Here is a 23,250-nt window from a genome sequence, read left to right as displayed (position 1 = left end):
CGCGCCCCTGGCGGCCTCAGGGTCAGATCAGGGGCGATCACCGATGAGCGGGCCGGGCGGAACGGGGCATCGTGGCCCGTATGAACCCCGCAAGCCGCCTGGCCCAGATCTCCTTCACCGCCGGCCCCGCCGCCTTGCTCGCCGGCTGGTTCCTCCTCCGTCCCATCCACGGTGAGGCGGAGCCCGGTCCCTGGTGGACGGCAGGGCACCTCGCCTGGCTGGCCGGATTCGCGATGTTCGGCCTCATGATCTTCGCCATGCGCGGCCTGGCCGGACCGGTACGCGGCGGCCGCCGGGCGGCGGTGGAGGCGGCGACCGTCGTCGCGCTGCTCGGCGTGGCCGCCAACCTCGCCCAGCTCGCCATCGCCCTGCACGCCGGGTTCACCGCCTCCGACGGCGAGCAGATGCGGGCGCTGCTGAGCCAGGCGCGCGCCTACCCGGGGATCGAGCTGGTCGTCTACACGCCGGGTGCGCAGCTGTTCTTCTTCGCGGTGCTCGCGATGGCGGCCGTCCTCGCCCTGCTGCGCCGGGTCACCACGGTCAGCGCCGGCGTCACCGCCGCCGGCGTGGTCCTGCTGGGAGTGGCCACGCTCCAGGAGGGCGCGGGCACCGCGCTGGCCGCCGTCGGCATGGCGGTCATGTGGCTCGGCACGCTGCTGCTCGGTCGCGGGCCGTCCGGCGACGGCCTCCCCGCGACCACCCCGACCCGGGCCTGACGTCGGTGCGCGCCAGGCGCGGCCACGGTGCGATGGGCGGCGCGCGGGCCGGCTCCGGCGCGACGGTCAGCGTTCGCGGGGCGGGCAGACCGGCTCGTACGGGCGGTCCGGCAGGTAGTGCCGCCACTCCTCCTGGGTCAGGCTCCGGCCCGCCCGCATGCACACGGTCTCGGCCAGCGCCGGCACCGTGGTCGGCAGCCGGGTCAGCCGCCCGCCCCTGCCGATGGCCAGCACCTCGGCGGAGCCGGCGGTGAAGGCCACCGAGCGGGCGCTGCCGGTGAGCCCCACCGGCGGGCCGATCCGCCGTCCCTGACGCACGTCCCACAGGCTGAGCGTGTTGTCCTGCGAGGCGAAGGCGAACAGCCGGCCGTCGGACGAGAACGCCGCGTCCCACGGCGGGCCCTCCATCCGCATCCAGTTGCCCACCTGCATGCCCGTCGCGGTGTCCCAGACGCCGACCTTGCCGGAGAAGTTCGCCGCGACCAGGTCGAGCTCCGCGCCGAACCACACGTCGTCGGCCTGCCCCGGCAGCGACAGCCGGGCGCCGAGCGGCGTGCCGGTCTCCAGGTCCACCAGCCGCGACCCGGCGCCGTCGAGCCCGACGAGCCGCCCGTCGGCGGTGGCGGTCCAGCCGAGCAGCCGCTCCGGCCTCGGCACCTGCTTGAGCCGCCGCCCGCCGGGCAGCCCCCAGAGCGTGAACGTCCGCTCGCCCGCCGTCCACAGGCCCTTCGCGGTCGGCAGCACCGATCTCGCCTCGACCTCGGCGGCGAACTCCGGGGTGAGCGCGGCGAGCTTCCGCCACGAGGCGGTCTCGTGGACCGTGACGTGGTCCGCCCGCCGCACCGCGAGCAGCCGGTCGTCGGGGCTGAAGGCCAGCTCGCTGTCGTAGTCGTCGAAGTGGCCCACCTTCCTGTGGCGGCCGTTCAGCGTGATGTCGGTGCTGCCGAGCGCGTGCATGGCCACCGTGCGGCCGTCGCCGCTCAGCCGTACGGCGTCCATCGGCTCGTCGGACGGCGGGGCGGGCACCAGCGTCACCACCGTGTCGTCGCTGAGGTAGCGCAGCCCGCCGGGGCCGAACGCGGCGGCCGTCACCGGGTCGCGCGGGCGGCGCTGCAGCAGCAGCGGCTCGCCGGCGCCCGGCCGCCACACCTTGATCGACCTGCCGACGCCCGCGACCAGCTCGCCGTCCGCGCTGAACACGGGCACGGCGTGCGCCTCCCAGCCGTACAGGACGTCGATCTCCTCGCGGGTGCGGGTGTCGTACACGGTCAGGCCGTCGTCGTCGCTGATCGCCAGCCGCGCGCCATCCGGGCTGAAGGCGGCGGCGCTGTCGCAGTCGGCGCACACGCCCGGGTAGCCGGGGCGGCGCTTGCCCGACGGCAGCAGGTAGATGTCGGGGCCCGCCACCGCGTACCGGCCGCTCGGGTGCACGGCGGGCCGCCGCATGGTGGGCAGCGACGTCGTCTTCCCGGTACGCCAGTCGTAGACGCGCGTGCCCTGCCCGGCCGTCACCAGCAGCCGGCCGCCGCTGAACGCGATCGACAGGTCCACCGCGCCGGGTGCGGGCAGCCGGCGGCCGAGCGGGCGTCCCGTGGCCAGCTCCCACAGGCCCACGCCCGTGTCGTCGGCCACGGCAAGCACCTTGCCGTCCTCGCTGACCGCCGCTCCCCGCAGCCGTCCGCTCTCGGGGTCGGTGCCGTAGCCGTCGGCGGCGGCCCTGGCCGCCTCCCGCATCCGCCCGGCCCCAGCCCCGGCGCCGGCCCCAGATCCGGCTCCGGCCGCGCTTCCGGCTCCGCCGGCCGCCCCGGATTTGGCCTCGCTTCCGGCTCCGGCGGCCTCAGAGCCCGTCGTGGCGGATCCAGAGCCTGTCGCGGTGGAGCCGGAGCCCGCGGCGGCGGGCGGAGGGCCGGTGATGGCGGCGGTGAAGCCGCCGGTGCGGCGGCCGGTGGCGACGTCCCACACCGTGACCGCGCCGGGGGTGACGCTCACCAGCGAGCGCCCGTCGGCGGTCAGCGTGCGCACGATGTCGGGGCCGAGCGCCGGGTCGTGGAAGGCCGTGGTCGCCGGGTCGGAGGCCGCCGCGATCAGGCTCGACCTGGCCGCGCCCGTGGGCGACAGCTTCCCCGCGGCGGCGGCGAGCAGCATGCCGAGCACGGGGTCGCGCCCGCGTACGGTGTGGGACGCGGCGGCCAGCCGGGCCGAGTCGGCCGCGTCGCGCTGCCCGGCCAGCGTGGTGCTCTGCCGCCAGGCCAGCCCGCCCGCGCCCACGGCGAGCGCGAGCAGCGCGGCGAGGCCCACCGACAGCAGCCGGATGCGGCGCGTGCGCCGCCGGGTGAGCGTGGCGGACGCGGCCAGGAAGTCCCGCTCGGCGGGGGTGAGCGTGAGGTGCTTGCGCTCGGCGGCGGCCCAGCGCAGCGCGTCGTCGAGGGTGCTGCCGTGGAACAGGTCGGCGTCCTTGCGGCCGTGCCGCTGCCAGCGTCCGGTGGCCGCCGTGATGCGGCGGTGCACGGCCAGGCCGTCGCGGTCGGCCTCGATCCAGCCGCGCAGCCGGGGCCAGGCCAGCGGCAGCGCGGGGCGCAGCAGGCGTACGGGGTCGCCGCCGGACACCAGGTACGAGAACGCCGACAGCACCCGGTCGATCCCGGCGGGCAGCTCGGACCTGCGGGCCTCGCGCAGCGCCAGCTCGCCTTCGTCGGTCACGGTGACCAGCCGCAGGAACAGCTCAGGCACGAGGAGCCGGTCCTCCGGCGGGAGCGCGGCGTAGGCGTCCTCGGCGATCACGTCGAGCGCCGGGTCGGCCGCGACAGCGAACGCGGCGGTGACCCGCCGCCCGTCACCGGCGCCCAGCGCGAGGAGCTGCTCGGTGTCCACGGAGCCCGCGGCGCCCCGGACGTGCCGCCGCGTGGTGTCCATGGTGCGGTGTGCGCGCCTCCCTGCGGGGCCCGGGGTGTCCTGAGGGTGCGCGCCGCCGGAGGCGAGCGGGCGTACGGCGTCGCCGGTCCTGGTCAGCAGACGGGCGGGCAGCACGGGATCGGTACCGGTCAGCAGGGCGAGCAGCAGATCGCGGGAGGTCGGACGCTCCGCGGGGTCCTTGGCCAGCGCGGCGCCCACCGGGCGGCGCAGCGACGCGGGCAGCACCGACAGGTCGGGCTCGTGGGCGAGCACGCGGTGCATGACCGCGGCGACCGAGTCGCCGGTGAACGGGTCCTCGCCGGTGGCGGCGTACAGGACGACCGCGCCCCAGGCGAACACGTCGGCGGCGGGACCGGCCCGCTCGCCGGAGAGCACCTCGGGCGCGAGGTAGCCGGGCGTGCCCGTGACCGAGCCGGTGGAGCTGAGCGTCATCTCCTGCGTACGGGCGATGCCGAAGTCGATCACCCGGGGCCCGTCGGGGCCGAGCAGCACGTTGTCCGGCTTGAGGTCGCGGTGCACGACGCCGGCGTCGTGCACCGCGGTCAGCGCCGTGGCGATCGCGGTGGCCAGGCGGTGCAGGTCGTCGCCGCCGAAGGTGCGCCCGGCGGCGCGCAGGCTGGGCCCTTCGACGTACGCGCTGACGATGTACGGCCTGGGTCCCTCGAGATCGGCGTCCAGCACCCTGGCGGTGCAGAACGGCGCGACCCGCTGCGCGGCGGCGGCCTCCCTGGCCAGCCGTTCGCGCAGCCGGGGCTGCCCGTCGGGGTCGCCGCGCAGCACCTTGACCGCGACCCGCGTGCCGTCCTCGTCATAGCCCTCGTAGACGACTCCCTGGCCGCCTTCGCCGAGGCCAGGCCAGCCAGTAGCCGCCGAGTCGCTGCGGGTCACCGTCGATCAGTGGACTGCTCATGCCAGGTTGGACGGCGACGGTGACGCAGTGGTTGGGTAAAGGTCACACTCTGTGTCCGTTGACCCGCACATTACGCAGCACGAACCCGGTCACATCGGACACAACGTCGTCCTCGGTCATGTTCTCGAAGACGCTGTTGGTCACCTTCACGCCCCGGATCGGGTTGCCGGGGTTGCCGATGAGGGTGAAGGCCCTGGGCGCCGTCCCGGCCCGCAGCCTGGTGATCTCGATGTCGCCGACGTACGGGAAGTAGGGGCCGGTGTGCTTGTTCTCGTAGTTGAGCGCCACCTCGATCACCGCGTCGGCGGCCTGCCCGACCGTGACGTTCCTGACGTAGAAGTCCCTGACGTAGCCGCCTCTGTCAGGGTTGGTCTTGATCCGGATCGCGCGCTCCAGGTGGGGGCTGCTCATCGTGCAGTCCCAGGCGAACACCCAGCGCACGCCGCCGGTCGTCTCGCTGCCCGCGGTCACGCCGCCGTTGCCGTCGCGCATGACGCAGCCGGTGACCAGGACGTTCAGGCAGGGCGCGTTCACCCGGCGGCCGTCGGCGTTCTTGCCCGCCTTCAGCGCCACGCAGTCGTCGCCGGTGTCGAACGTGCAGTTCTCGATGAGCACGTCCACGCAGGACTCGGGGTCGCAGCCGTCGTTGTTGGGGCCGTGCGGGCTGTCCACGGTGACGCCGCGGATCGTCACGTTCGTACACAGGACGGGGTGGATGTTCCACATGGGGGAGTCCTTGACCGTGACGCCCTCGATGAGCACGTTGCGGCAGCGGTAGAGCTGGATGAGGTTGGGCCGCAGGTAGTGGCCCTCGCCGAAGACCCGCTCCGCGACCGGCACGCCCTCCTCCGCCATGCGGGCGAGCAGCTGCTTGTCGGGGCCCTCCGACGGCGGCGGGTCGTTCGACCAGTCCCACCAGTGCGTGGCGTCGGCCTGGCCGTCGATCACGCCGGAGCCGGTGATGGCGACGTTGGTGCGGCCGTAGGCGTAGATGAACGGCGAGTAGTTCATCAGCTCGATGCCCTCGTACCGGGTCGGCACGACCGGCAGGTAGTCGGCGGGGTCGCGGCTGAAGCGGATGACCGCGCCCTCCTCCAGGTGCAGCTCGACATCGTCGGCCAGGTGGATCGCGCCGGTCAGGTACGTCCCCGCGGGCACCAGCACCCGGCCGCCGCCCGCCGCCGAGCACGCCTCGACGGCCCGGCGGAACGCCTCGGTGCACAGGGCGGTCCCGTCACCGGTCGCGCCGTAGCGGGTGATGGGGAACGTGCGGGCGGGGAAGCGCGGCGGCCTGATCCGCCGCCTGATCGCGGGCACCCGGCTCCACGCGGTGCCCGCCTCGGCGGGCCCGGCCAGGGCCGGCGCGATGACGAAGCCGCCGACCGCGGCGCCCAGGAACGTCCTGCGAGAGTGCTGCATCGATGTCCTCCGGATACGGAAAGCGGGGGTCGGCCCGTCACGCCGGTGAGCGTGATGCCTGGATGAAGGGGCGCCGCGCGCCTGGTCACGCCCATGCCACGCCGACGCCCCTGTGCTCGGTCATGCGGTGCTCGCCCACCAGGTACGGCTCGGCCCGCCGCACCGCCGTGTAGAAGTGGTGCAGGCGTCCCTCGTGGGTCACGACGGCGGGCTTGTGCGCGTAGGTGTCGTCCACGCTGCCCGGCGGCCCCACGTCGACCAGGATCTCGCCGCCCTTCTTCCAGGTGCGCAGGTCGCGCGAGACCGCGTACCCCTCGCGGGCGTGCCCGTCGAAGGAGAGCCCGAAGTAGAACATCACCCACCAGTCGCCGTCGCGCAGCACGCACGGGTCGGAGGTGAAGCGCTCGTCGAACGCGCCCGGCCCGCCGTTCGGCACGACCGGCTCGGAGCCGGGGCGCTCCCAGTGCTCGAGGTCGGGGGAGACGGCGTAGCCGATCTGCTCGCGCCAGCCGTCGTAGGTGCGGTTCTTGGCGTTGTAGAAGCAGTGGAACAGGCCGTCGTGGCGCAGCAGCCACGACTTGTACAGGCCGCCGCGCTCCCACGCGCCGCCGTCCTGCGGGCGCAGCACCGACCCGGTGTCCTTCCAGGTACGCAGGTCCTCGCTGACGACGAACCCGATGATCGCCGCGCCCGACTCCATGCCCGGCTCGGGGTAGGCGTGGTAGGTGCCGATCGCCCGCCCGTCCAGCCAGGTGACCTGCCCGTCGGAGCCGAGCCGGTTGTCGCGCACGATCGAGGTGAGCGCGGCGTTGTAGCGCCGGTAGGGGTGGCCGGGGTCGCGCGGGAACACGACCTCGCCGGGGCTCCACGTCGTCAGGTCGCGCGAGCGGCTGAGCGCGGTCTGGTAACCGGTGCCGTCGAAGCCCACGTACGTCATGAGGTACTCGCCGCCGTCGGAGCAGACGAACGGGCAGTCCACGAAGAGCGCGTCGAACGCGCCCGGCTCGCCCGACGGGCCGATGAGCAGCCGGTCGGCCTTGTGCGGTGTGCGCAGCCGCGCGGGGTCGTAGCCGGTCATCGGCCCGCCCCGAACGTCCAGCGGCCCGCGGGCACCTGCCAGGCCCGCTCACCCACGGCGGTCGCCGCGCCGGGCGCGGTGCAGCGGGGCAGACCGAGGTCGGGCAGCCGCACCTCGGCCGTCGAGCCCGGCGGCACCTCCACCTGTAGCTCGTACGCGCCGTCCGCCCGCTGCCAGGCCACGCCCACCTCGCCGTACGGGGTCTCGGTGCGGGCGGTCACGGACGCGAGGTCGCCGGGCGCGGCCGGCGCGATGAGCAGCCGGCGGAACCCGGTCGAGCCGGGCGCCTGGCCGATGCCGCCGAGCCCCCGGTAGAACCAGGCGTCGATGGCGCCCAGCATGTAGTGGTTCTGCGACAGGCCGCGGGTCGGGCCGTCCCACGCCTCGGTGAGCGCGGTCGCGCCGTGGCGCACCTGGTAGCCGTAGCTCGGGTGGCTGGTGGAGGTGGCGAAGCCGTAGAGCGCGTCGTGCCGCCCGGCCCTGGTCAGCACCTGGTAGAGCGCGGGCAGCGCGACCTCGCCGACCGTGATCTCGCCCGCCCGCACGGCCGCGCTCAGCTCGTCGAGCGCGCCCTGCGCCAGGTCGGCGGGGACGACGCCCATGTCCAGCGCGAACACCTGCGACGCCTGACCGCCGCCGCCGAAGCGCCCGTCCTTCAGGAACGCATCGGTGAACGCGGCGGAGATCTCGTCCGTCAGCGCGCGGTACCGCTTGGCGTCGTCGTCGCGGCCCAGCACCTCGGCCGCCCGTGCCAGCGTGCCCGCCGCCCGCCAGTAACCCCAGGTGGACACCAGCGGCACCGGTGTGCTGCCGTCCAGGCCGAACCAGTCGCCGAGCCCGTGCCGCACGATGCCGCCGTCGGCCTTGCCCGTCAGGTAGCCGACATAGCGGGCCATCGCGTCGTAGTGCCGCTCCAGCGCCGAGGTGTCGCCGTACCAGCGGTAGATCTGCCACGGGATGCGCACCATCGCGCCGCCCCAGTTCGGGTCGTCCCTGAAGGGCCCGTCGAAGACGACGTACTCGGGTGCGATGTCCGGCACCAGGCCCTCGGGGGTCTGCGCCTCGGCGATGGTGACCAGCAGCTCGCGCAGGTAGGCGGCCACGTCGTAGTTGTAGGCCACCACGTCGAACAGCAGGTGGGTCTGCTCGAGCCAGCCCAGCTTCTCCCGGTGCGGGCAGTCGGTCAGGACGCTGTACATGTTGCCGCGCACCGCGCGGTCGATGATCCGGTGGATGTCGTTGAGCAGCGGGTTCGAGGTCTCGAACCGGCCGATCGCGTCGTTGGCGGCGCGCAGCGCCAGCCCCGCCACCGCCTCGCGGCCGACGTGCTCGGGCAGGCCCTGCACCTCGACGTAGCGGAAGCCGTCGTAGCGGAAGTCCGGATGCCAGGTCTGCGGGCCGTCCTTGGTGACGTACGTGTTGAAGATCGGCGCGCCGGTCGCCGGCTTCGACTGCACCACGCGGCCGTAGTCGTCGAGCTGGTCGCCGGGCAGCACCCGCAGGTAGCGCCCGGCCGGCAGGTCGAGCCGCAGCTCCGCCCAGCCCGCGATCACCGTGCCCACGTCGAAGACGGGCGTGCCGTCCTTGGCCGGCCGCTTCTCCACGGCGGGCAGCTCCTCGGTGACCCTGATCGGCGGGCAGGAGCGGGCCCGCAGCAGCTCCGTGCCGCCGGGCAGGACGACGACCGGCCGCCAGCCCGAGCGGTCCGCGCCGGGGACGTCCCAGTCCGGAAGCCGCAGGCGGGCGTCGTGGTCCTCGCCGCCGTACCAGTGGGAGCGGGTGGTCGGGCCTTCGGTCGCCAGCCAGCCGGAGTCCGTGCCGAACCGCTCGGTCGTGCCGTCGGCGTAACGCACTTCGAGCTGCGCGATCGCCTTCGGCGCGGCTTTCGAGCCGTAGAACTTCATGTAGCGGTCCTGGTGCGGGAAGACGTGCGCGATGCCGGGGCCGAGCGTCAGCCCCAGCGCGTTGCGTCCCTCCCGCAGCAGCGCCGTCACGTCGTGCGTGGCGTACGCGACCCGCCGGGTGAAGTCCGTGTACGCCGGCTCCAGCACGGCGTCCGTCACCGGGGCGCCGTTCAGCGAGGCCACGTACACGCCGAGCCCGGCCACGTACAGGCGGGCCGCGGCCACCTGCCCGGCGAGGGTGAACTCGCCGGCCAGCAGCGGCAGCGGGCGGCCCTCGCCCACGCGGGGGTCGCCGCCCTCGTCGTACCAGTCGGGGTGGGTGATCCACGACGCCGACCAGTCCTCGGGCTCCAGCAGGCCCAGCTCGAAGCGGGCCGGCTCGCTCCACTCCGACCAGCGGCCCGTCTCGTCGCGCGTCCTGACCCGCCAGATCGCGGCGGTGCGGCCGGCCAGCGGCTCGCCGCCGTAGACCACGCGCTGGTCGGCCGACTCGACCTCGCCGCTGTCCCACAGGCCGTCCACCCGCACGTGGTAGGCGGTCTGCGCGGCGGCGCCGGTGAGCCGCCAGCTCAGGACGGGCCGGGTGGCCTCGATGCCGAGTGGGTCGGTCAGGTCGCACGTTCGCAGGTTCGTCGGCAACGAAGACACTCCTCAGATGATCTTCAGCATGTACGCGGCGGTCGTCGGCGGCTCGGGTGGCAGCTCGGCGCGCAGCGCGTCGGAGGACAGCGTCCAGGGGACCGGGCCGTGGCCCAGCAGCTCGACCCGCTGCGGGCGGCGCTCAAGCAGCCCGGCGGCGGTGCCCAGGCTGGTCACGACCGCGGTCCTGTCGTGCGGCCAGGCCAGCAGCGTGGCGTAGACGGCCTCGCCGCGCCTGGTGAAGCGGATGTCGCCGGGGGTGTAGGCGCGGTCGGCCTCGTTGTAGCCCTCGTAGCCCTTGGTCTCGCCCAGCCCGGTCGAGCCCTCGGCGGCGCGCACCCAGGGCGTGGTGCCGTAGACGCCCTCGCCGCACACCCGCAGCCACGCGCCCACCCCGGCCAGCAGCTCGCGGGCATGGTCGTCCACCGTGCCGTCGGCGCGCTGCGGCACGTTCAGCAGCAGGCAGCCGTTCTTGCTCACCACGTCGATCAGCGTGTGGATCACCTGCTGGGCGCTCTTGCGCGGGTGGAACATCGGGTCGTCGCCGGCGCAGTCGAACCACTCGCCGTCGCTGGTGTCGAACTGCCACGGGTGCGGCTGCGCGGTGTCGAGCTGGCGGCGCTCGCAGTCCAGCAGCACGGCCGTGCGGTCGGCGTCCGGCACGTCCTTGATCGTGACCACGCCGCCGGTCGGGCAGGTGTCGTAGTAGTGGGCGAGCAGCGCCAGTCCTTCCTTGCTGGCCGGCTCCGACTCCACCACGCTGCCCTCGTCGAACGGCAGCCGCCCGTCGTCCAGATAGACCAGGTCGGGGCGGTAGCGGTCGAGCGCCTCGCGGACGCGGGCGTAGAAGCGCTCGGCCACCCGGGCCGGCGGCTTGGCGCCCGGCTCGTGCCGCTCCGGGTAGAGCTGGGCCGGGTCGAGCCCGTCCCACCAGGTGCCCGCGCCGTCGGCGGTGGTGAGCCCTCCGTCGTACGGTTCGCCCGTCTCCGGGTCCGCGCCGTGGGCCACGTCGAGCCAGCGCCACGTCCAGTTCTGGTGGAAGCTCAGCCCGAACGGCAGCCCGGCCGCCCGCGCCGCGCGCTCCCACGCGCCCACGATGTCGCGGCGCGGGCCGATGCGGGCGGCGTTCCAGGCGTGCAGCGTGGAGTCCCACAGGTCGAAGTTGTCGCAGTGGGTGGCCAGCGCCACGAAGTAGCGGGCGCCGCTGCCCACGTAGAGGTCGATCAGCTCGTCGGGGTCGAAGCGCTCGGCCCGCCAGCGCGGGAACAGGTCCTTCGCGCCGCCCTTGCCGAAGTGGGCTCGGTGATGGGCGTGCTGCCTGGTGGCCCGCTTGCGCTCCCACGGCTCCGACCAGGGCTGCATGCCGTACAGGTGGCGGGCGTACCAGTCGCCTGAGCGGCCCACCGACTGCGGGCCCCAGTGCGACCAGATGCCGAACTTCGCCGCGCCGAACCACTTCGGGATCCGGTGGGCGCGCAGCGACTCCCAGTCAGGCCGGAACGCGCTCATCTCACCACCCGTACGTCGAAGGGCGCCAGGCGCAGCGGGCCCGGCGGCAGCCTCTCGCGGGATCCGGTGACCTCGGTCGCCCGGTCGGTGAGCGTCACCGTGCTCGCGCGGCCGGACCAGTTGTGCACGAACCACAGGCGCTCGCCCCGCGCGTTGACCGCCGAGCGGATGCTGACCTGCGGCACGGTCGCCACGACCAGCGGCTCCGGGCGGGTCATGCGGGTGCTCGCCTGGCGGAACAGCTCGGCGGCCAGCTTGCGGCCCGGCAGCGTGCCGACGTACGTCACGGTGCCCGCGCCGGCGCGGTGACGGGTGATCGCAGGCCAGCGGCCGTAGTGGTGGTGGTCGTAGCGGGCCAGCACCTCGGCGCCCTCGGGCTCAAGGGCGTCGGCCCAGTGCCTGGCCACGTCCTGGATGCCGAGCCCGTGCACGGGGAGCGGCGAGAGCAGCGTCGCGTACTCCAGGTAGCGCACGCCGGCCAGCGCGCGCAGCGGGCCCGGCGCGACCTCGGTGCGCGCCCTCGCCTCCTCGTCGGCGTAGCCGGTCAGGAAGGTCAGGATGAGGTGGCCGCCGCCCTCGACGTACCCGGCCAGCGCCTCGGCGGCGGCGTCCGGCAGGCAGTGGAACGCGGGCGCCACCGCGATGGGCAAACGATTGACCTGTGCGGGTGTCACGAACGCCGCTTGCAGGCCCGCGTCGGCCGCGCCCCGGTAGAACGTGGCCAGGATCCGCTCGTAGGAGTCCTTGTCCGGGTTGCGCCCGTCGAGGGTGAGCGGCGGCTGGAAGGACAGCGCCCACTTGCTCTCGTGCGAGTAGAGGAAGCCGACGTCGGCGTCCGGCGTCAGCCCCGCCACGTCGTCGCCCGCGTGCGCCAGCTCCGCGCCCAGCGCCGCGATCTCGCGGTAGATCCGGCCCGGCTCCATCGCGTGGCCGAGGATGCCGCCCCAGTGGGTCTCCGCGCCGTACGGCAGCGTGTGCCAGTGCCAGTACGAGATCATCTCCGCGCCGCGTGCCACCAGGGCCCACGCCGCCTGGCGGAGCTGCCCGTCGTACGGGGTGAGGTTGAGCTGGGAGCCGGCGATCGAGGTGGCGTTGGTCTCGGTCACCCAGAAGCGGCGCCCCTTGGAGGCGTACATGCGGTCGGCCGCCTGGAACAGGCCCTCCGGTGTGGTGCTGAACCAGGAGACCTCGATCGGCGTGTCGGCCGGGTCGTGCACGAGGTGGTCCTGCGGCAGGTAGTAGGCGTTGCCGCTGGTGACCGTCAGGTGCTCGGAGAGCCGCACGTCGTGCAGCGCCGGGCGCTGGTAGGCCAGGCACGTGGTCAGCTCGCGGTCCTCCGGCACCAGCTCGCGCACCAGCCGGGCCTGCCAGGCGATGAACTCGGTGGTCAGCTCGGCCTGGAAGCGCCGCCAGGCCAGGTCGTAGGAGGGCGTGGTGTTGCCGGAGGGCGGCCACAGCTCGTTCCAGTCGCCGATGCGGTGCGACCAGTACGTCAGCCCCCACTCCTCGTTGAGCCGCTCGACGTCGCCGTACCGGTCGGCCAGCCACGCCTTGAACCGCTCGAACACCGGCTCGTTGTGGATGAGGTGCAGGCCAGGCTCGTTGTCGAGCTGGACGCCGAGCACCGCCGGGTGGCTTCCGTGGCGGCCGACGACCTGGCGGATGACGCGCTCGGCGTAGTGCAGGAACGTGGGGGAGGTGAAGTCGATCTCCTGGCGCGCGCCCCACGGGATCCGGCCGCCGCCCGCCCGCACGATCGCCAGCTCGGGGTGCTTGCGCTGCAGCCACGGCGGTATGGCGTAGGTGGGGGTGCCGAGCAGTACCTTCATGCCGCGCTCGTGGGCGCCGTCGAGGACGGGCGTCAGCCAGTCGAGGTCGAAGACGCCGTCGCGCGGCTCCCAGGTGGACCAGACGGACTCGCCCACGCGGATCGTGTCGATCCTCGCCTGGGCCATGAGGTCGAGATCGAGCTTCAGATCGGGGGTGCGCTGGTACTCCCAGTAGTACGCGGTGCCGAAGCGGACATGGGCCGGACTCGTGGGGAGAAGGAGCCATGGAGTTACCCAATGATCTTAAAACGATTTACCAGATGATATATTTATTCATGCCCCCATGTCAATGCATCTGAGATCTGGTGTCGTGGAGTCCGGACCATTAGGGTTAAAACGTTTTGGCGACTCCTCCGGAGGGACGTACGTGATCGCCGACTTCCACGAGGACCCGGCACCCGGCACGGGACGGCGGGCACCGCGTGCGGACTTCGTCTCCGACGCTCCCAGACTCTCGCTCAACGGGCAATGGCGCTTCCGGCTCTCCGGCACCGCCGCGGGCACCGGCCCCGGCCTGCCCGACCCCGGCCTCGACGACAGCGCATGGGACACCATCCGGGTGCCCTCGCACTGGGTGCTGGAAGGTCACGACAAGCCGCTCTACACCAACACCGCCTACCCGTTCCCGATCGACCCGCCGTACCTGCCGGACGACAACCCCACCGGTGACTACCGCCTCCGCTTCGACCTGCCCGACGGCTGGCCCGCCGCCCGCGACGTGCTGCGCTTCCAGGGCGTCGACTCCTGCGGCACGGTTTGGCTGAACGGCGAGCTGCTCGGCCACTCCAAAGGCAGCAGGCTGCCGTTCGAGTTCGACGTCACAGGGCGGCTGCGCGAGCGCGGCAACGTGCTGGCCGTCCGCGTCCACCGCTGGTCGTCCGGCAGCTACCTCGAAGACCAGGACATGTGGTGGCTGCCCGGCATCTTCCGCGACGTCGAGCTGCTGTCGCGGCCCGAAGGCGGCATCGACGATTTCACCGTGCACGCCTCCTACCGCGACGGCACCGGCACCCTCCTCGTCACCGCCGACGCCCCCGGCCTGGTCGAGCTGCCCGCGCTGGGCCTCGCCGTCCCCACCGGCGAACAGGTCACCGTGCCGGACGTGCGGCCGTGGAGCGCCGAGGACCCCCACCTCTACCGGGGCACGCTGCGCGCCGCCGGCGAGACCATCGAGCTCGCCGTCGGCTTCAGGACCGTCGAGATCGCCGGCGGGCGGCTGCTCGTCAACGGCAGGCCCGTGCTGCTACGCGGCGTCAACCGGCACGAGCACGACCCCGACCGCGGCCGCGCGCTCGACCGCGCCACCATGATCCGCGACATCGAGCTGATGAAGCGGCACAACGTCAACGCCGTCCGCACCTCCCACTACCCGCCGCACCCCGAGTTCCTGCGGCTGTGCGACGAGTACGGCCTGTGGGTCGTGGACGAGTGCGACATCGAGACGCACGGCTTCATCTACTCCGGCTGGGAGGGCAACCCGCCCGCCGAGCCCATGTGGCGCGACGCCCTGCTCGACCGCGCCCGGCGGATGGTCGAGCGCGACAAGAACCACCCCAGCGTCATCATCTGGTCGCTGGGCAACGAGAGCGGCAGCGGCGCCGCGTTCGGCGAGATCGAGAAGTGGATCCGCGAGCGCGACCCCACCAGGCCGCTGCACTACGAGCGCGACCCCTCCTACCGGCACTCCGACTTCTACAGCCTCATGTATCCGGCACAGGACGTCCTGGAGCGCATCGGGCAGCGCAAGGAGGACACGCCCGACGGCGTCGAGCCCGGCTCGCCTGATGACGTGCGGCGTCGCGGGCTGCCGTTCCTTTTGTGCGAGTACGCGCACGCCATGGGCAACGGACCCGGGTCGCTGGTGGACTATCAGCGCATCCTGGAGTCGTACGAGCGGTTCTGCGGCGCGTTCGTGTGGGAGTGGATCGACCACGGCCTCGCCGGGTACGACGAGCTGGGCCGCCGTTACCACCGGCACGGCGGCGACATCGACGCCCGGCCCAACGGCGGGCGGTTCTGCATCGACGGCCTGGTCTTCCCCGACCGCACGCCCTCTCCCGGGCTGCTGGAGCTGCGCAAGGCCATCGAGCCGGTGGCGATGGAGGTGTCGGGCGGCGAGCTGGTCGTCACCAACAAGTACGACTTCGCCGCGCTCGGGCATCTGGCGTTCCGGTGGTTCGCGGAGACCGACGGGGAGCGCGGCGTTTCCGGGACGCTTTCCGTGCCGCACTGTCCCGCGCGCTCGTCCGTACGCGTGCCGCTGCCGCCCGTCGAGCCCGCCGACGAGGGCGAGACGTGGCTGACCGTGGAGGCGGTCCTGGCCGGGGACGCCCGCTGGGCGCCGGCCGGGCACGTGGTCGCCTTCACCCAGGCCAGGCTCGGAAACGGCACCCACCGCCGCCGCGCATCCGGCGTGACACCGGCCACCCCCTCGCGACAGGCGGAGGGAGAGCTGCGGCTGGGGGCGGCGGTGTTCGATGGCAGGACCGGCCGGCTGCTGCGCATCGGCGACCTCGAACTCGACGGCCCCGTGCTCGACGTGTGGCGCGCCCCCATCTCGAACGACCACGGCATCGGCGGCGCCAACGACCTCGCCGCCGACTGGGAGGCCGCCGGCATCGACAGGTTCGTGCACCGCACCGGCGGCATCGAACGTCCCGACGAACGCACGCTCGTCGTCCGCGGGCGCAGCGGCCCCGCCACCCGCACGCTCGGCTTCCGCACCGCGTACACGTACCGGCTGCGCGACGACGGCACCCTGCACCTGCGGATCGACGCCGAACCCGTGGGCGACTGGGACGACACCGCCTACGGCCACCTCACCGTCCGGCCGCCCCGCATGGGCGCGAGGTTCGCGCTGCCCGGCGGCTACACCGACGTCACGTGGTTCGGCCTCGGGCCCGGCGAGTCGTACGTGGACAGCAGGGCCGCCGCCCGCGTCGGCAGGTTCAGCGGCTCCATCGACGCGCTGCAGACCCCGTACGTCGTCCCCCAGGAGAACGGCAACCACGTCGAGACCCGCTGGCTGGAGGTGTCCGGCCCCGGCCTGCCCACCCTGCGCGTGGACGGCGAGCCGTACGTCGACTTCACCGCCCGCCGCTGGACCAGCGAGGCGCTGCGGGCCGCCCGCCACCCGCACGACCTCACCGACTCCGGGCGCGTGTGGCTCAACCTCGACCACGGACAGCAGGGCATCGGCAGCGCCTCCTGCGGGCCCGCCCTGCCCGAGCGTCACCGGCTCCAGGTGCGCCCCTACACCTGGTCGATGACGCTGGCCCCGGTGCATCCGTGACGTGAACCCCCTACGAGCCGAGAGGAATCAGCCGCCATGACGTTCGACTACTGTCCATGGCTGTACTGGGACCACGCCACCGACGACGACCGCCGCGCCCAGGAGGCCCACATCGCCGGGCTGCGTGAGAGCATCGGGCTCGAGCCGGCGGAGAAGGTGTTCATCTCGCCGCTGGCCGCCGTGCACACCGACCGGCTGCGCATGGGCGACTTCTGCTACCTCGCCGCCCACGCGTACGTGACCGGCGACATCTCCATGGGACGCGACTGCACCGTCAACCCGTACGCCGTCGTCCGGGGCACGGTCTCGCTGGGCGACGCCGTACGGATCGGGGCCCACACCTCCCTGCTGGGCTTCAACCACGGCACCGCCCCCGACCGGCCGGTCTTCCGCCAGCCGATCACCAGCAAGGGCATCCGTGTCGGCGACGACGTGTGGATCGGCTCGAACGTCGTCGTCCTCGACGGCGTCACCATCGGCGACCACGCCGTCATCGGAGCCGGCTCCGTCGTCACCAAGGACGTGCCCGCCTGGGCGATGGTCGCCGGCAACCCGGCCCGCCTGATCCGCGACCGCCGCACCCCGCGAGACGGGGCGAGCCGCCCGTCCGCACCGCGTGACCTGGAGGGGCGGCTCGTCGCGTTCGCCGAGCGGGCCAGGCAGCAGGCGCACGACGTCTTGGCCCGCTGCTGGGACGGCGAGCGCTACCTGGACCGGCCCGGCGCCGCGCCCACCGTACGGGCCTGGGCCGACGCCGTCGAGATCGCCGACCTGCTGCTCGGCGGACCGCCGCCCACGCCCTCCCGCGACGAGATCATCGCCTTCCTCCGCGACCGCCAGGACCCCATCACCGGCCTCGTCCCGGAGATCGGCGCCCCCGGCTCACCCGAGGCGGCCTCTCACGGGGGAGGGAACGACGGGGGCGAGGACACCGCCGGAAGGACCGGCGAGGCGGCGGGCACCGGGAGCCCTTTGCAGCTCGAGGGCATCACCGCGTACCACATCCTCTCCGTCGGCTACGCGCTCGACCTGCTCGGCACCCGCTTCCGCCACCCGATCAGAGCCGTCTCCGAGCTTCCGCCCGCCGACCTCATCGCCCTGCTCGACGGCCTCGACTGGACGCGCAACGCCTGGACGGCCGGCTCCGTCGTGGACGCCATCGGCACCGCTCTCTACCGCAACCTCGCCGACTTCGGCCTGACCGGCCCGCAGTTCGAGACCCTGTACGGCTGGCTGCTCAGCCGGTGCCGTCCTGCCCACGGCATGTGGGGCGAGCCCGACTCCGACGCCGGGTGGCTGCAGGTGGTCAACGGCTTCTACCGGCTCGCGCGGGGCACGTACGCGCAGTTCGGGCTGCCGCTGCCGTATCCGGAGCGGGCCGTCGACACCGTGCTCGCCCAGGCCCGCGACCCCCGCTACTTCGGCCCGGACACCGGCAACGCCTGCAACGTGCTCGACGTCATCCACCCGCTCTGGCTCGCCGGACGCCAGACCCGGCACCGGCGCGCCGAGGGTGAGGCCTGGGCGCGGGAGCACCTGGAACGGGCGCTCGGCGGCTGGCACGACAGCGCCGGCCTCAGCTTCGCCCTCACCAGCGGCACCGGCGCGACCCGCACGCCCGGCCTCCAGGGGACGGAGATGTGGCTCGCCATCATCTGGCTGCTCGCCGACTACCTCGGCCTCTCCGACACCCTCGGCTACCGCCCCCGAGGCGTCCACCGCCCCGAACCCGCCATCACGTACCCGGTGGGCTGAGGCGCCGCCGCGTGAGGTGGTGGGAGGTGTCACGGCGGGCGGGGTGGTCAGAGGTGAGGCAGGGGGACGGCGGTGGCCATGGCGTGGTGGCCTGCGGTGCTGGGGTGGAGGTGGTCGCCGCTGTCGTAAGCCGGGAGGAGGCGGGCCGGGTGGGCGGGGTCGCGGAGGGCGGCGTCGAAGTCGGCCACCGCGTCGAACACGCCGCCTCGCCGGAGGCACGCGTTCACCTCCTGGCGGGCCCGTTCGCCGGACGCCGTGTGGTACTCCGCGCCCTCGTACGGCGTGATCGTGCCGCCGACCAGCCGCACCCCGGCGGCGCGGGCGGCTGCGGCCATGCGCCGGTACGCGGCGATCAGGTCCTCCGCCCGAGCGCCCGCGCCGAGGTCGTTGATCCCGGCCTGCACGATGACGGTGGTGATGCCCGGCTTGGTCAGGACCTCGGCGGTCAGCCGTGCTTCCGCCGGCCGTCCGGTCCCCGCCGTCAGGACCTTCCCGCCGGACACGCCCTCGTTCACCACGGCGAGCCCCGTACCGGCTGAGAGGAAGTCGGGCCAGCCGTGGCCGGTCCGCGAGCCGACGCCGGTGGTGATCGAGTCGCCCAGCGCCGCCACCACCCGCACCGGTGGCTCGGCGGGGACCACGGTCAGCGCGTCCAGCCAGTGCCATACCGTCGTCTCCTCGACGAACGCCTCTCCGCTCTCGTCCCCGGCGTGGTCACCGCGCACCGAACGGTAGGAGGGCGCCCCTGCGGGTTCCCGCATCCCGGCCGCTTCCCGCATCCCGGCCGCTTCCTGCACACCGGCCGCCTCCTGCACACCGGCCGTCTCCCGTACCCCGGTCGGGAGCGTGGGAGGCGGATGAGCGGGGGCGGTGGCGCGGTTGCGGCCGGTCAGGACGCCGCCGGGGCCGCGCAGGTAGACGCTGACGGCGAGCCGGCGCCCGGCCCGCACCAGGTCCGAGGCCGGGGTCTGTCCGGGATCCCGTCCTGGGTGCGGCGTCGGACCTCGCACCGTGTAGCGAGCGATCGTGTTCCGGGCGATCGTGTTCCGGGCGGTGGTGTGCGGCACGTCCTGGGACGTGCCCTGGGGTGCGGCCTCGGATATCGGGTCGCTGAGTGCCGTCGCCCCAGGCGGGAGGCGCACCTCCGGGGAGCCGGAGAAGGTGACCAGGCGGTTCGAGCCGGGCTCCAGGGCCGGGCCTTCGCGGGGCACGCCCACGTACACGTGGCCGAAATGCACCGTGCGGTCGCCGAGCGCGTTGGTCAGCCGCACCCGCAGCCCGGTCCCGCTCACGACGGGACGGACGACGTTGCGCACCGTCACCTCGCACAGGTCACCGCCGAGCGCCTCGGATGCGGCCGACCAGGCCGTCACCACGTCCATTCGGTGGCGGGCCGGTTCAGCTCGTACGTACGGCGCGGCGCCACCGGATGCACCCGTCGGCCGCTGTACATCGGCCGGGCCGTGCCCTCGGGGCTGATCCCGATCACGTCGTCGCCCCGCCAGCGCACCCGGTACTCGCAGCCCGCCGCCACCTCCGTGCTGGTCGTCTCGGGGACGGGGAAGGTGACGGTGACGCGCTCGCCCCGGCGCGGCGCGGGGATCGACAGGTAACCGTCGGGAGCCCAGGCCCCGGTCCTGGTGCCGTCGAAGGTCTCCACGGCTCCGGGGTCTTCGGAGCCGCCGGGAGCCGCGGAGCCGTCCGCGCCGTCCGAGCCGCCTGAGCCCCCCAAGCCCCCCGAGCCGCCCAATGCGCGCGTGACGCGGACCTTCGCGTAACCGGCCCACTCCGGCACCCGCATCCGCAGCTCCCGCAGGTCCTCGTGCACCTCCAGGTCCACGCGGCCCTCGTGCGGCAGGTGGCTGAGCACGGTCACCTGGCGGGTGGCCCGGTTGAGCAGCAGGTTGACGCGGGTCACCCGGTCGTCGGCGGTGACGACGTTGTTCCAGCCCCAGAACAGGCCGCGCACGCCGGAGCCCACGCAGCACGCCTGCACGTCGGCGGTGTGGCCACGGCCCAGCTCGACGTCGCAGACGAAGTCGTTGGGCGCGCCGTACCCGGCGAAGGCGCCGAGGACGCGCTCGCCCACCCGTACGTGCGTGGTCCAGCCGGGTTCGTCGAGCGAGTCGTCGGGGGCGGACCCGACCCAGCTCAGGTCGAGCAGCTGCGACTCGACGAGGTGGTTGCGCAGGAAGCGCTCGGCGACGCCCCAGTAGCCGGTGTGCCCGGCGCGGGCCAGCGTGGTGCCGAGGCCGATCAGGTCGACCAGGGAGCAGCTCTCGTGCTCGTACCGCTGGTCGGCGAGGTCGCCGGGGGTCCAGCCGAACGCGGTGGCCTGCCCGAGCGCCCAGTCGTAGGAGCGGCGCACGAACGCGGTCAGCTCGTGGTCGCAGGTGTGCAGGGCGTACCTGGCGAGCCCTTCGAGGGTGCCGAGCCGGGTGTGGAAGTGGCCGCTGCGGTAGGCACGGGCGGCGTTGAAGCCGCCGTCCTCGAGGTAGACGCCGCTCTTCTCGACGATGAGCCGGGCGAACCAGCCGCACAGCTCCAGTGCGTCGTCGTTGCCGGTGGCCTGGTGGTAGCGGAGCAGTGGCATGATGAGCCGGCCGCTGAAGGAGGCCGGGTCGGGGGCGAGGTGCAGCGCGATCGCGTTGGGGGACGGCCAGCCGTCGGGGGTGTACTCGGAGGCGGGATAGAACCAGACGTCGCGCTCCTTGATGGCGATGCGCTTGAGCGCGGCCACGTGCGCGTCGGCCAGCTTCCTGACCTCGGGGTCGCCGTCCGACAGGTACGAGGTGGTCAGGGAGAGGATCACGGCCCGCTGGTCGATGAGGTTGGCGTTGGCCGGCCAGCCGGCCTCGGGGCGGGCCTTGCGGTAACTGAGCCCGTCGGGGCCGAAGAAGGTCGCAAGTCGCCGCCGGTAGCCGTCCTCGACCTCCCGCCAGGTGTCCTTGCCCGTCATGTGCCTGGCCAGCACGCAGGCGTCGAGCAGCCGTCCGTGGCTGGAGCCCCAGTCCCAGTCGCCGTGCCGCAGCACCGCAGGGCGGGCGAGCAGGTCGGCGCTGAAGTACGGGATGCCGCCCATGCTCTCGTCCGGCAGCCCGGCCACGGCGTTCATCGCCAGCGCGGCCCGCTCTTCGAGCACGACCGTGTCGGGAATCTCAGGCATCGTTCCCCTCATAAATATTCACGCACGCATAAACCTTGCATCCCAGCCTCCGACGCCTCTCCTGTGGCGTCAAGGTGAGCATAGATATTCGTATCTTGTTGGATATATAAACACTGAGGCAGGATGTCCGCATGAGCGATGATTCGGTGGTACGACCCCGCCCGGAAGCCGCCGTGACCCTGCGACCCGCCCCCGGCATGCGGATCGACGGCGGCTTCTGGGCAGCACGGCAGCGGGTCAACCGCGAGGTCACCATTCCCCTGGGCGGCGAGCGCATCCGCGAGTCCGGCGCCTTCGCCAATCTCGAACAGGCCGCACGCGGCGGCGGGCGGCACCGCGGCAAGGTCTTCGCCGACTCCGACGTCTACAAGTGGCTCGAAGCCCTCGCCTGGGAGCGCGGCCGCGCGCCGTCCGCAGACCTGGCCCGCGCGTACGACGACGCCTCGGCCCTCGTCGTCGCCGCCCAGGCCCCCGACGGCTACCTGCACACCCACACCCAGCTCACCGGCCGCGCCCGCTACAGCGACCTCGCATCCAGCCACGAGCTCTACTGCGCCGGCCACCTCATGCAGGCCGCCGTCGCAGGACGCCGCGCCACCGGCGACGAACGCCTGCTGAGCGTCGCGGGCCGCTTCGCCGACCACCTCGTCAAGGACCTGCCGCCGGACGCGCTCGACGGGCACCCCGAGATCGAGACCGCGCTGGTCGAGCTCTACCGCGAGACCGGCGTGCGCGCGTACCTCGACCTGGCCACCCGCATGATCGACGGCAGGGGCCACGAGACGCTGCCGCTCAAGGGCCACCACGGGCCCGGCATCCGCCAGGACCGCGTCCCGCTGCGCCAGGCCACCACCGTCGAGGGGCACGCCGTCCGCGCCATGTACCTCGCCGCGGGAGCCGCCGACGTCGCCGCCGAGACCGGCGACCGCGAGCTGCTCGCCGCACTCACCCGGCAGTGGCGGCACATGGTGGCCACCAAGACGTACCTCACCGGCGGGCTCGGCTCCGTCTGGTACGGCGAGCAGTTCGGCGGCCCGTACGAGCTGACGCCCGAGACCGCCTACTGCGAGACGTGCGCCGCCGTCGGCAGCGTCCAGTGGTCGTACCGGATGCTGCTCGCCACCGGCGAGTCCGCCTACGCCGACCTCATGGAGCGCACCCTCTACAACGCCGTCCTGCCCGGCGTCTCGCTCTCCGGCGACCGCTTCTTCTACGTCAACGCGCTGCGCGTCCGCGCGGGCGCCAACCCCGACGACCGCCGCGCCGCCGCGCGCGGCCGCCAGGACTGGTACGGCACCGCCTGCTGCCCGCCCAACGTCATGCGCCTGCTGTCCTCGCTCGACCGCTACCTCGTCACCCGCGACGGCGGCGGCGTCCAGCTCCACCTGTACGCCCCCGGCACCCTCAGGGCCGGTGACGTGGTGCTGCGCGTCGAGACCGGCTACCCGTGGGACGGCCGCGTCGAGATCACCGTCGTCGAGACCCCCGGCACTCCGTGGACGCTCGCCGCCCGCATCCCGTCGTGGGCCGACGGCGCCACCGTGGACGGCCTGTCCGGCACCGGCCTGCCCGCGCGGCCCGGCTCGTACTACCGCGCCCGCCGCACCTGGCGGCCGGGCGACCGCGTCGTGCTCGACCTCGCCGTACGCCCCCGGCTCACCGCCGCCGTGCCCCGGCTCGACGTGGCCCGCGGCCAGGTCGCCGTCGAGCGCGGCCCGCTCGTCTACTGCCTGGAACAGGCCGACCACCCGGACGCCGGCGTGGACGACCTGTGCCTCGCCGGTGCCGAGCTGACCGACGGCAGGCCCCTGACCGGCCTGCCCGCCGAGGTGGTGCCGGTCCACGCGCGCGGCCGGGTCCACGTGCACCGCGAGGAGGACGGCGGATACCCCTACCGCACCGCAGCCGCCCCGCTGGAGCCGGAGCACGAGGGCCCGGTCGATCTGACCTTCATCCCGTACTACGCCTGGGCCAACCGCGACCTGGGGCCCATGACGATCTGGACCCCGATGCACTGAGCACCGCGACACGGGCCGCACCCCCTCGGCTGCGGCCCCTCAGGTGGGCTGTGCGGCGGGCCGCACCCCCTCGGGCCCCCTTTCAGCGGCCATCTCTTTCAG

11 protein-coding genes and 2 pseudogenes are annotated in these 23,250 nt (G+C 73.6%); 4 read left to right on the top strand and 9 right to left on the bottom strand.

Translation table 11 applies throughout. The features are described 5' to 3' along the window. The first annotated feature begins 80 nt into the window (after positions 1-80). A complete protein-coding gene (locus tag WBK31_RS24645; RefSeq protein ID WP_364056280.1) occupies positions 81-716 on the top strand; it encodes a hypothetical protein in 636 nt (211 codons plus the stop codon). 66 nt (positions 717-782) lie between these two features. On the opposite strand, the gene WBK31_RS24640 is transcribed toward WBK31_RS24645, so the two are convergent. The 7 genes and pseudogenes from WBK31_RS24640 to WBK31_RS24610 form a co-directional block, all read right to left on the bottom strand. Next, the gene (locus WBK31_RS24640) at positions 783-4,517 is read right to left on the bottom strand and encodes a WD40 repeat domain-containing serine/threonine-protein kinase (RefSeq protein WP_406673224.1); all 3,735 of its coding nucleotides are present in this window, start codon (positions 4,515-4,517) and stop codon (positions 783-785) included. A gap of 64 nt (positions 4,518-4,581) precedes the next feature. Then, entirely contained in the window at positions 4,582-5,958 is a 1,377-nt protein-coding gene (locus tag WBK31_RS24635) for a glycoside hydrolase family 28 protein (protein WP_378787330.1), read from the bottom strand. An 85-nt stretch (positions 5,959-6,043) separates the two neighbouring features. Then, on the bottom strand, positions 6,044-7,036 hold the full coding sequence (locus WBK31_RS24630; RefSeq protein WP_406673223.1) for a hypothetical protein: 993 nt from the start codon (positions 7,034-7,036) through the stop codon (positions 6,044-6,046). Beyond that, positions 7,033-9,579: a family 78 glycoside hydrolase catalytic domain gene (locus WBK31_RS24625; protein ID WP_406673222.1), complete on the bottom strand. Its 2,547-nt coding sequence runs from the start codon at positions 9,577-9,579 to the stop codon at positions 7,033-7,035. The genes WBK31_RS24630 and WBK31_RS24625 overlap by 4 nt, the downstream gene beginning before the upstream one ends. Positions 9,580-9,591: 12 nt before the next feature. Beyond that, positions 9,592-11,088, bottom strand: coding sequence for an alpha-L-fucosidase (locus tag WBK31_RS24620; protein ID WP_364056265.1), 1,497 nt, complete (start codon positions 11,086-11,088; stop codon positions 9,592-9,594). Then, on the bottom strand, positions 11,085-11,942 hold the full coding sequence (locus WBK31_RS24615) for a beta-galactosidase trimerization domain-containing protein (RefSeq protein ID WP_378790207.1): 858 nt from the start codon (positions 11,940-11,942) through the stop codon (positions 11,085-11,087). Before WBK31_RS24615 ends, WBK31_RS24620 begins: the two co-directional genes overlap by 4 nt. A 27-nt stretch (positions 11,943-11,969) precedes the next feature. Next, positions 11,970-13,082 (bottom strand): annotated as a pseudogene (locus WBK31_RS24610) (beta-galactosidase); the annotation flags it as partial. Positions 13,083-13,284: 202 nt separating this feature from the next. Between WBK31_RS24610 and WBK31_RS24605 the strand changes: the two are divergent. Then, entirely contained in the window at positions 13,285-16,209 is a 2,925-nt protein-coding gene (locus WBK31_RS24605) for a glycoside hydrolase family 2 TIM barrel-domain containing protein (protein WP_364056259.1), read from the top strand. A 420-nt stretch (positions 16,210-16,629) separates the two neighbouring features. Further along, positions 16,630-16,794: pseudogene (locus WBK31_RS24600) on the top strand (DapH/DapD/GlmU-related protein); the annotation flags it as partial. A gap of 1,217 nt (positions 16,795-18,011) precedes the next feature. Here the strand turns inward: WBK31_RS24600 and WBK31_RS24595 are convergent. Together WBK31_RS24595 and WBK31_RS24590 are read right to left on the bottom strand one after the other, a co-directional pair. Continuing rightward, a complete protein-coding gene (locus WBK31_RS24595) occupies positions 18,012-19,337 on the bottom strand; it encodes a GDSL-type esterase/lipase family protein (protein WP_406673221.1) in 1,326 nt (441 codons plus the stop codon). Continuing rightward, on the bottom strand, positions 19,334-21,130 hold the full coding sequence (locus WBK31_RS24590; protein ID WP_406673220.1) for a hypothetical protein: 1,797 nt from the start codon (positions 21,128-21,130) through the stop codon (positions 19,334-19,336). Before WBK31_RS24590 ends, WBK31_RS24595 begins: the two co-directional genes overlap by 4 nt. Positions 21,131-21,261: 131 nt before the next feature. Here WBK31_RS24590 and WBK31_RS24585 point away from each other — a divergent pair, with 131 nt between their 5' ends. Next, positions 21,262-23,148: a glycoside hydrolase family 127 protein gene (locus WBK31_RS24585; protein ID WP_406673219.1), complete on the top strand. Its 1,887-nt coding sequence runs from the start codon at positions 21,262-21,264 to the stop codon at positions 23,146-23,148. The last annotated feature ends 102 nt before the right edge of the window (positions 23,149-23,250 follow it).

Source organism: Nonomuraea sp. N2-4H, from assembly GCF_045291505.1.
GTDB classification, from domain to species: Bacteria; Actinomycetota; Actinomycetes; order Streptosporangiales; family Streptosporangiaceae; genus Nonomuraea; species Nonomuraea fastidiosa.
The sequence above is the reverse complement of the archived record's forward strand: the minus strand, read 5'-3'. Positions and strand labels throughout refer to the sequence as shown.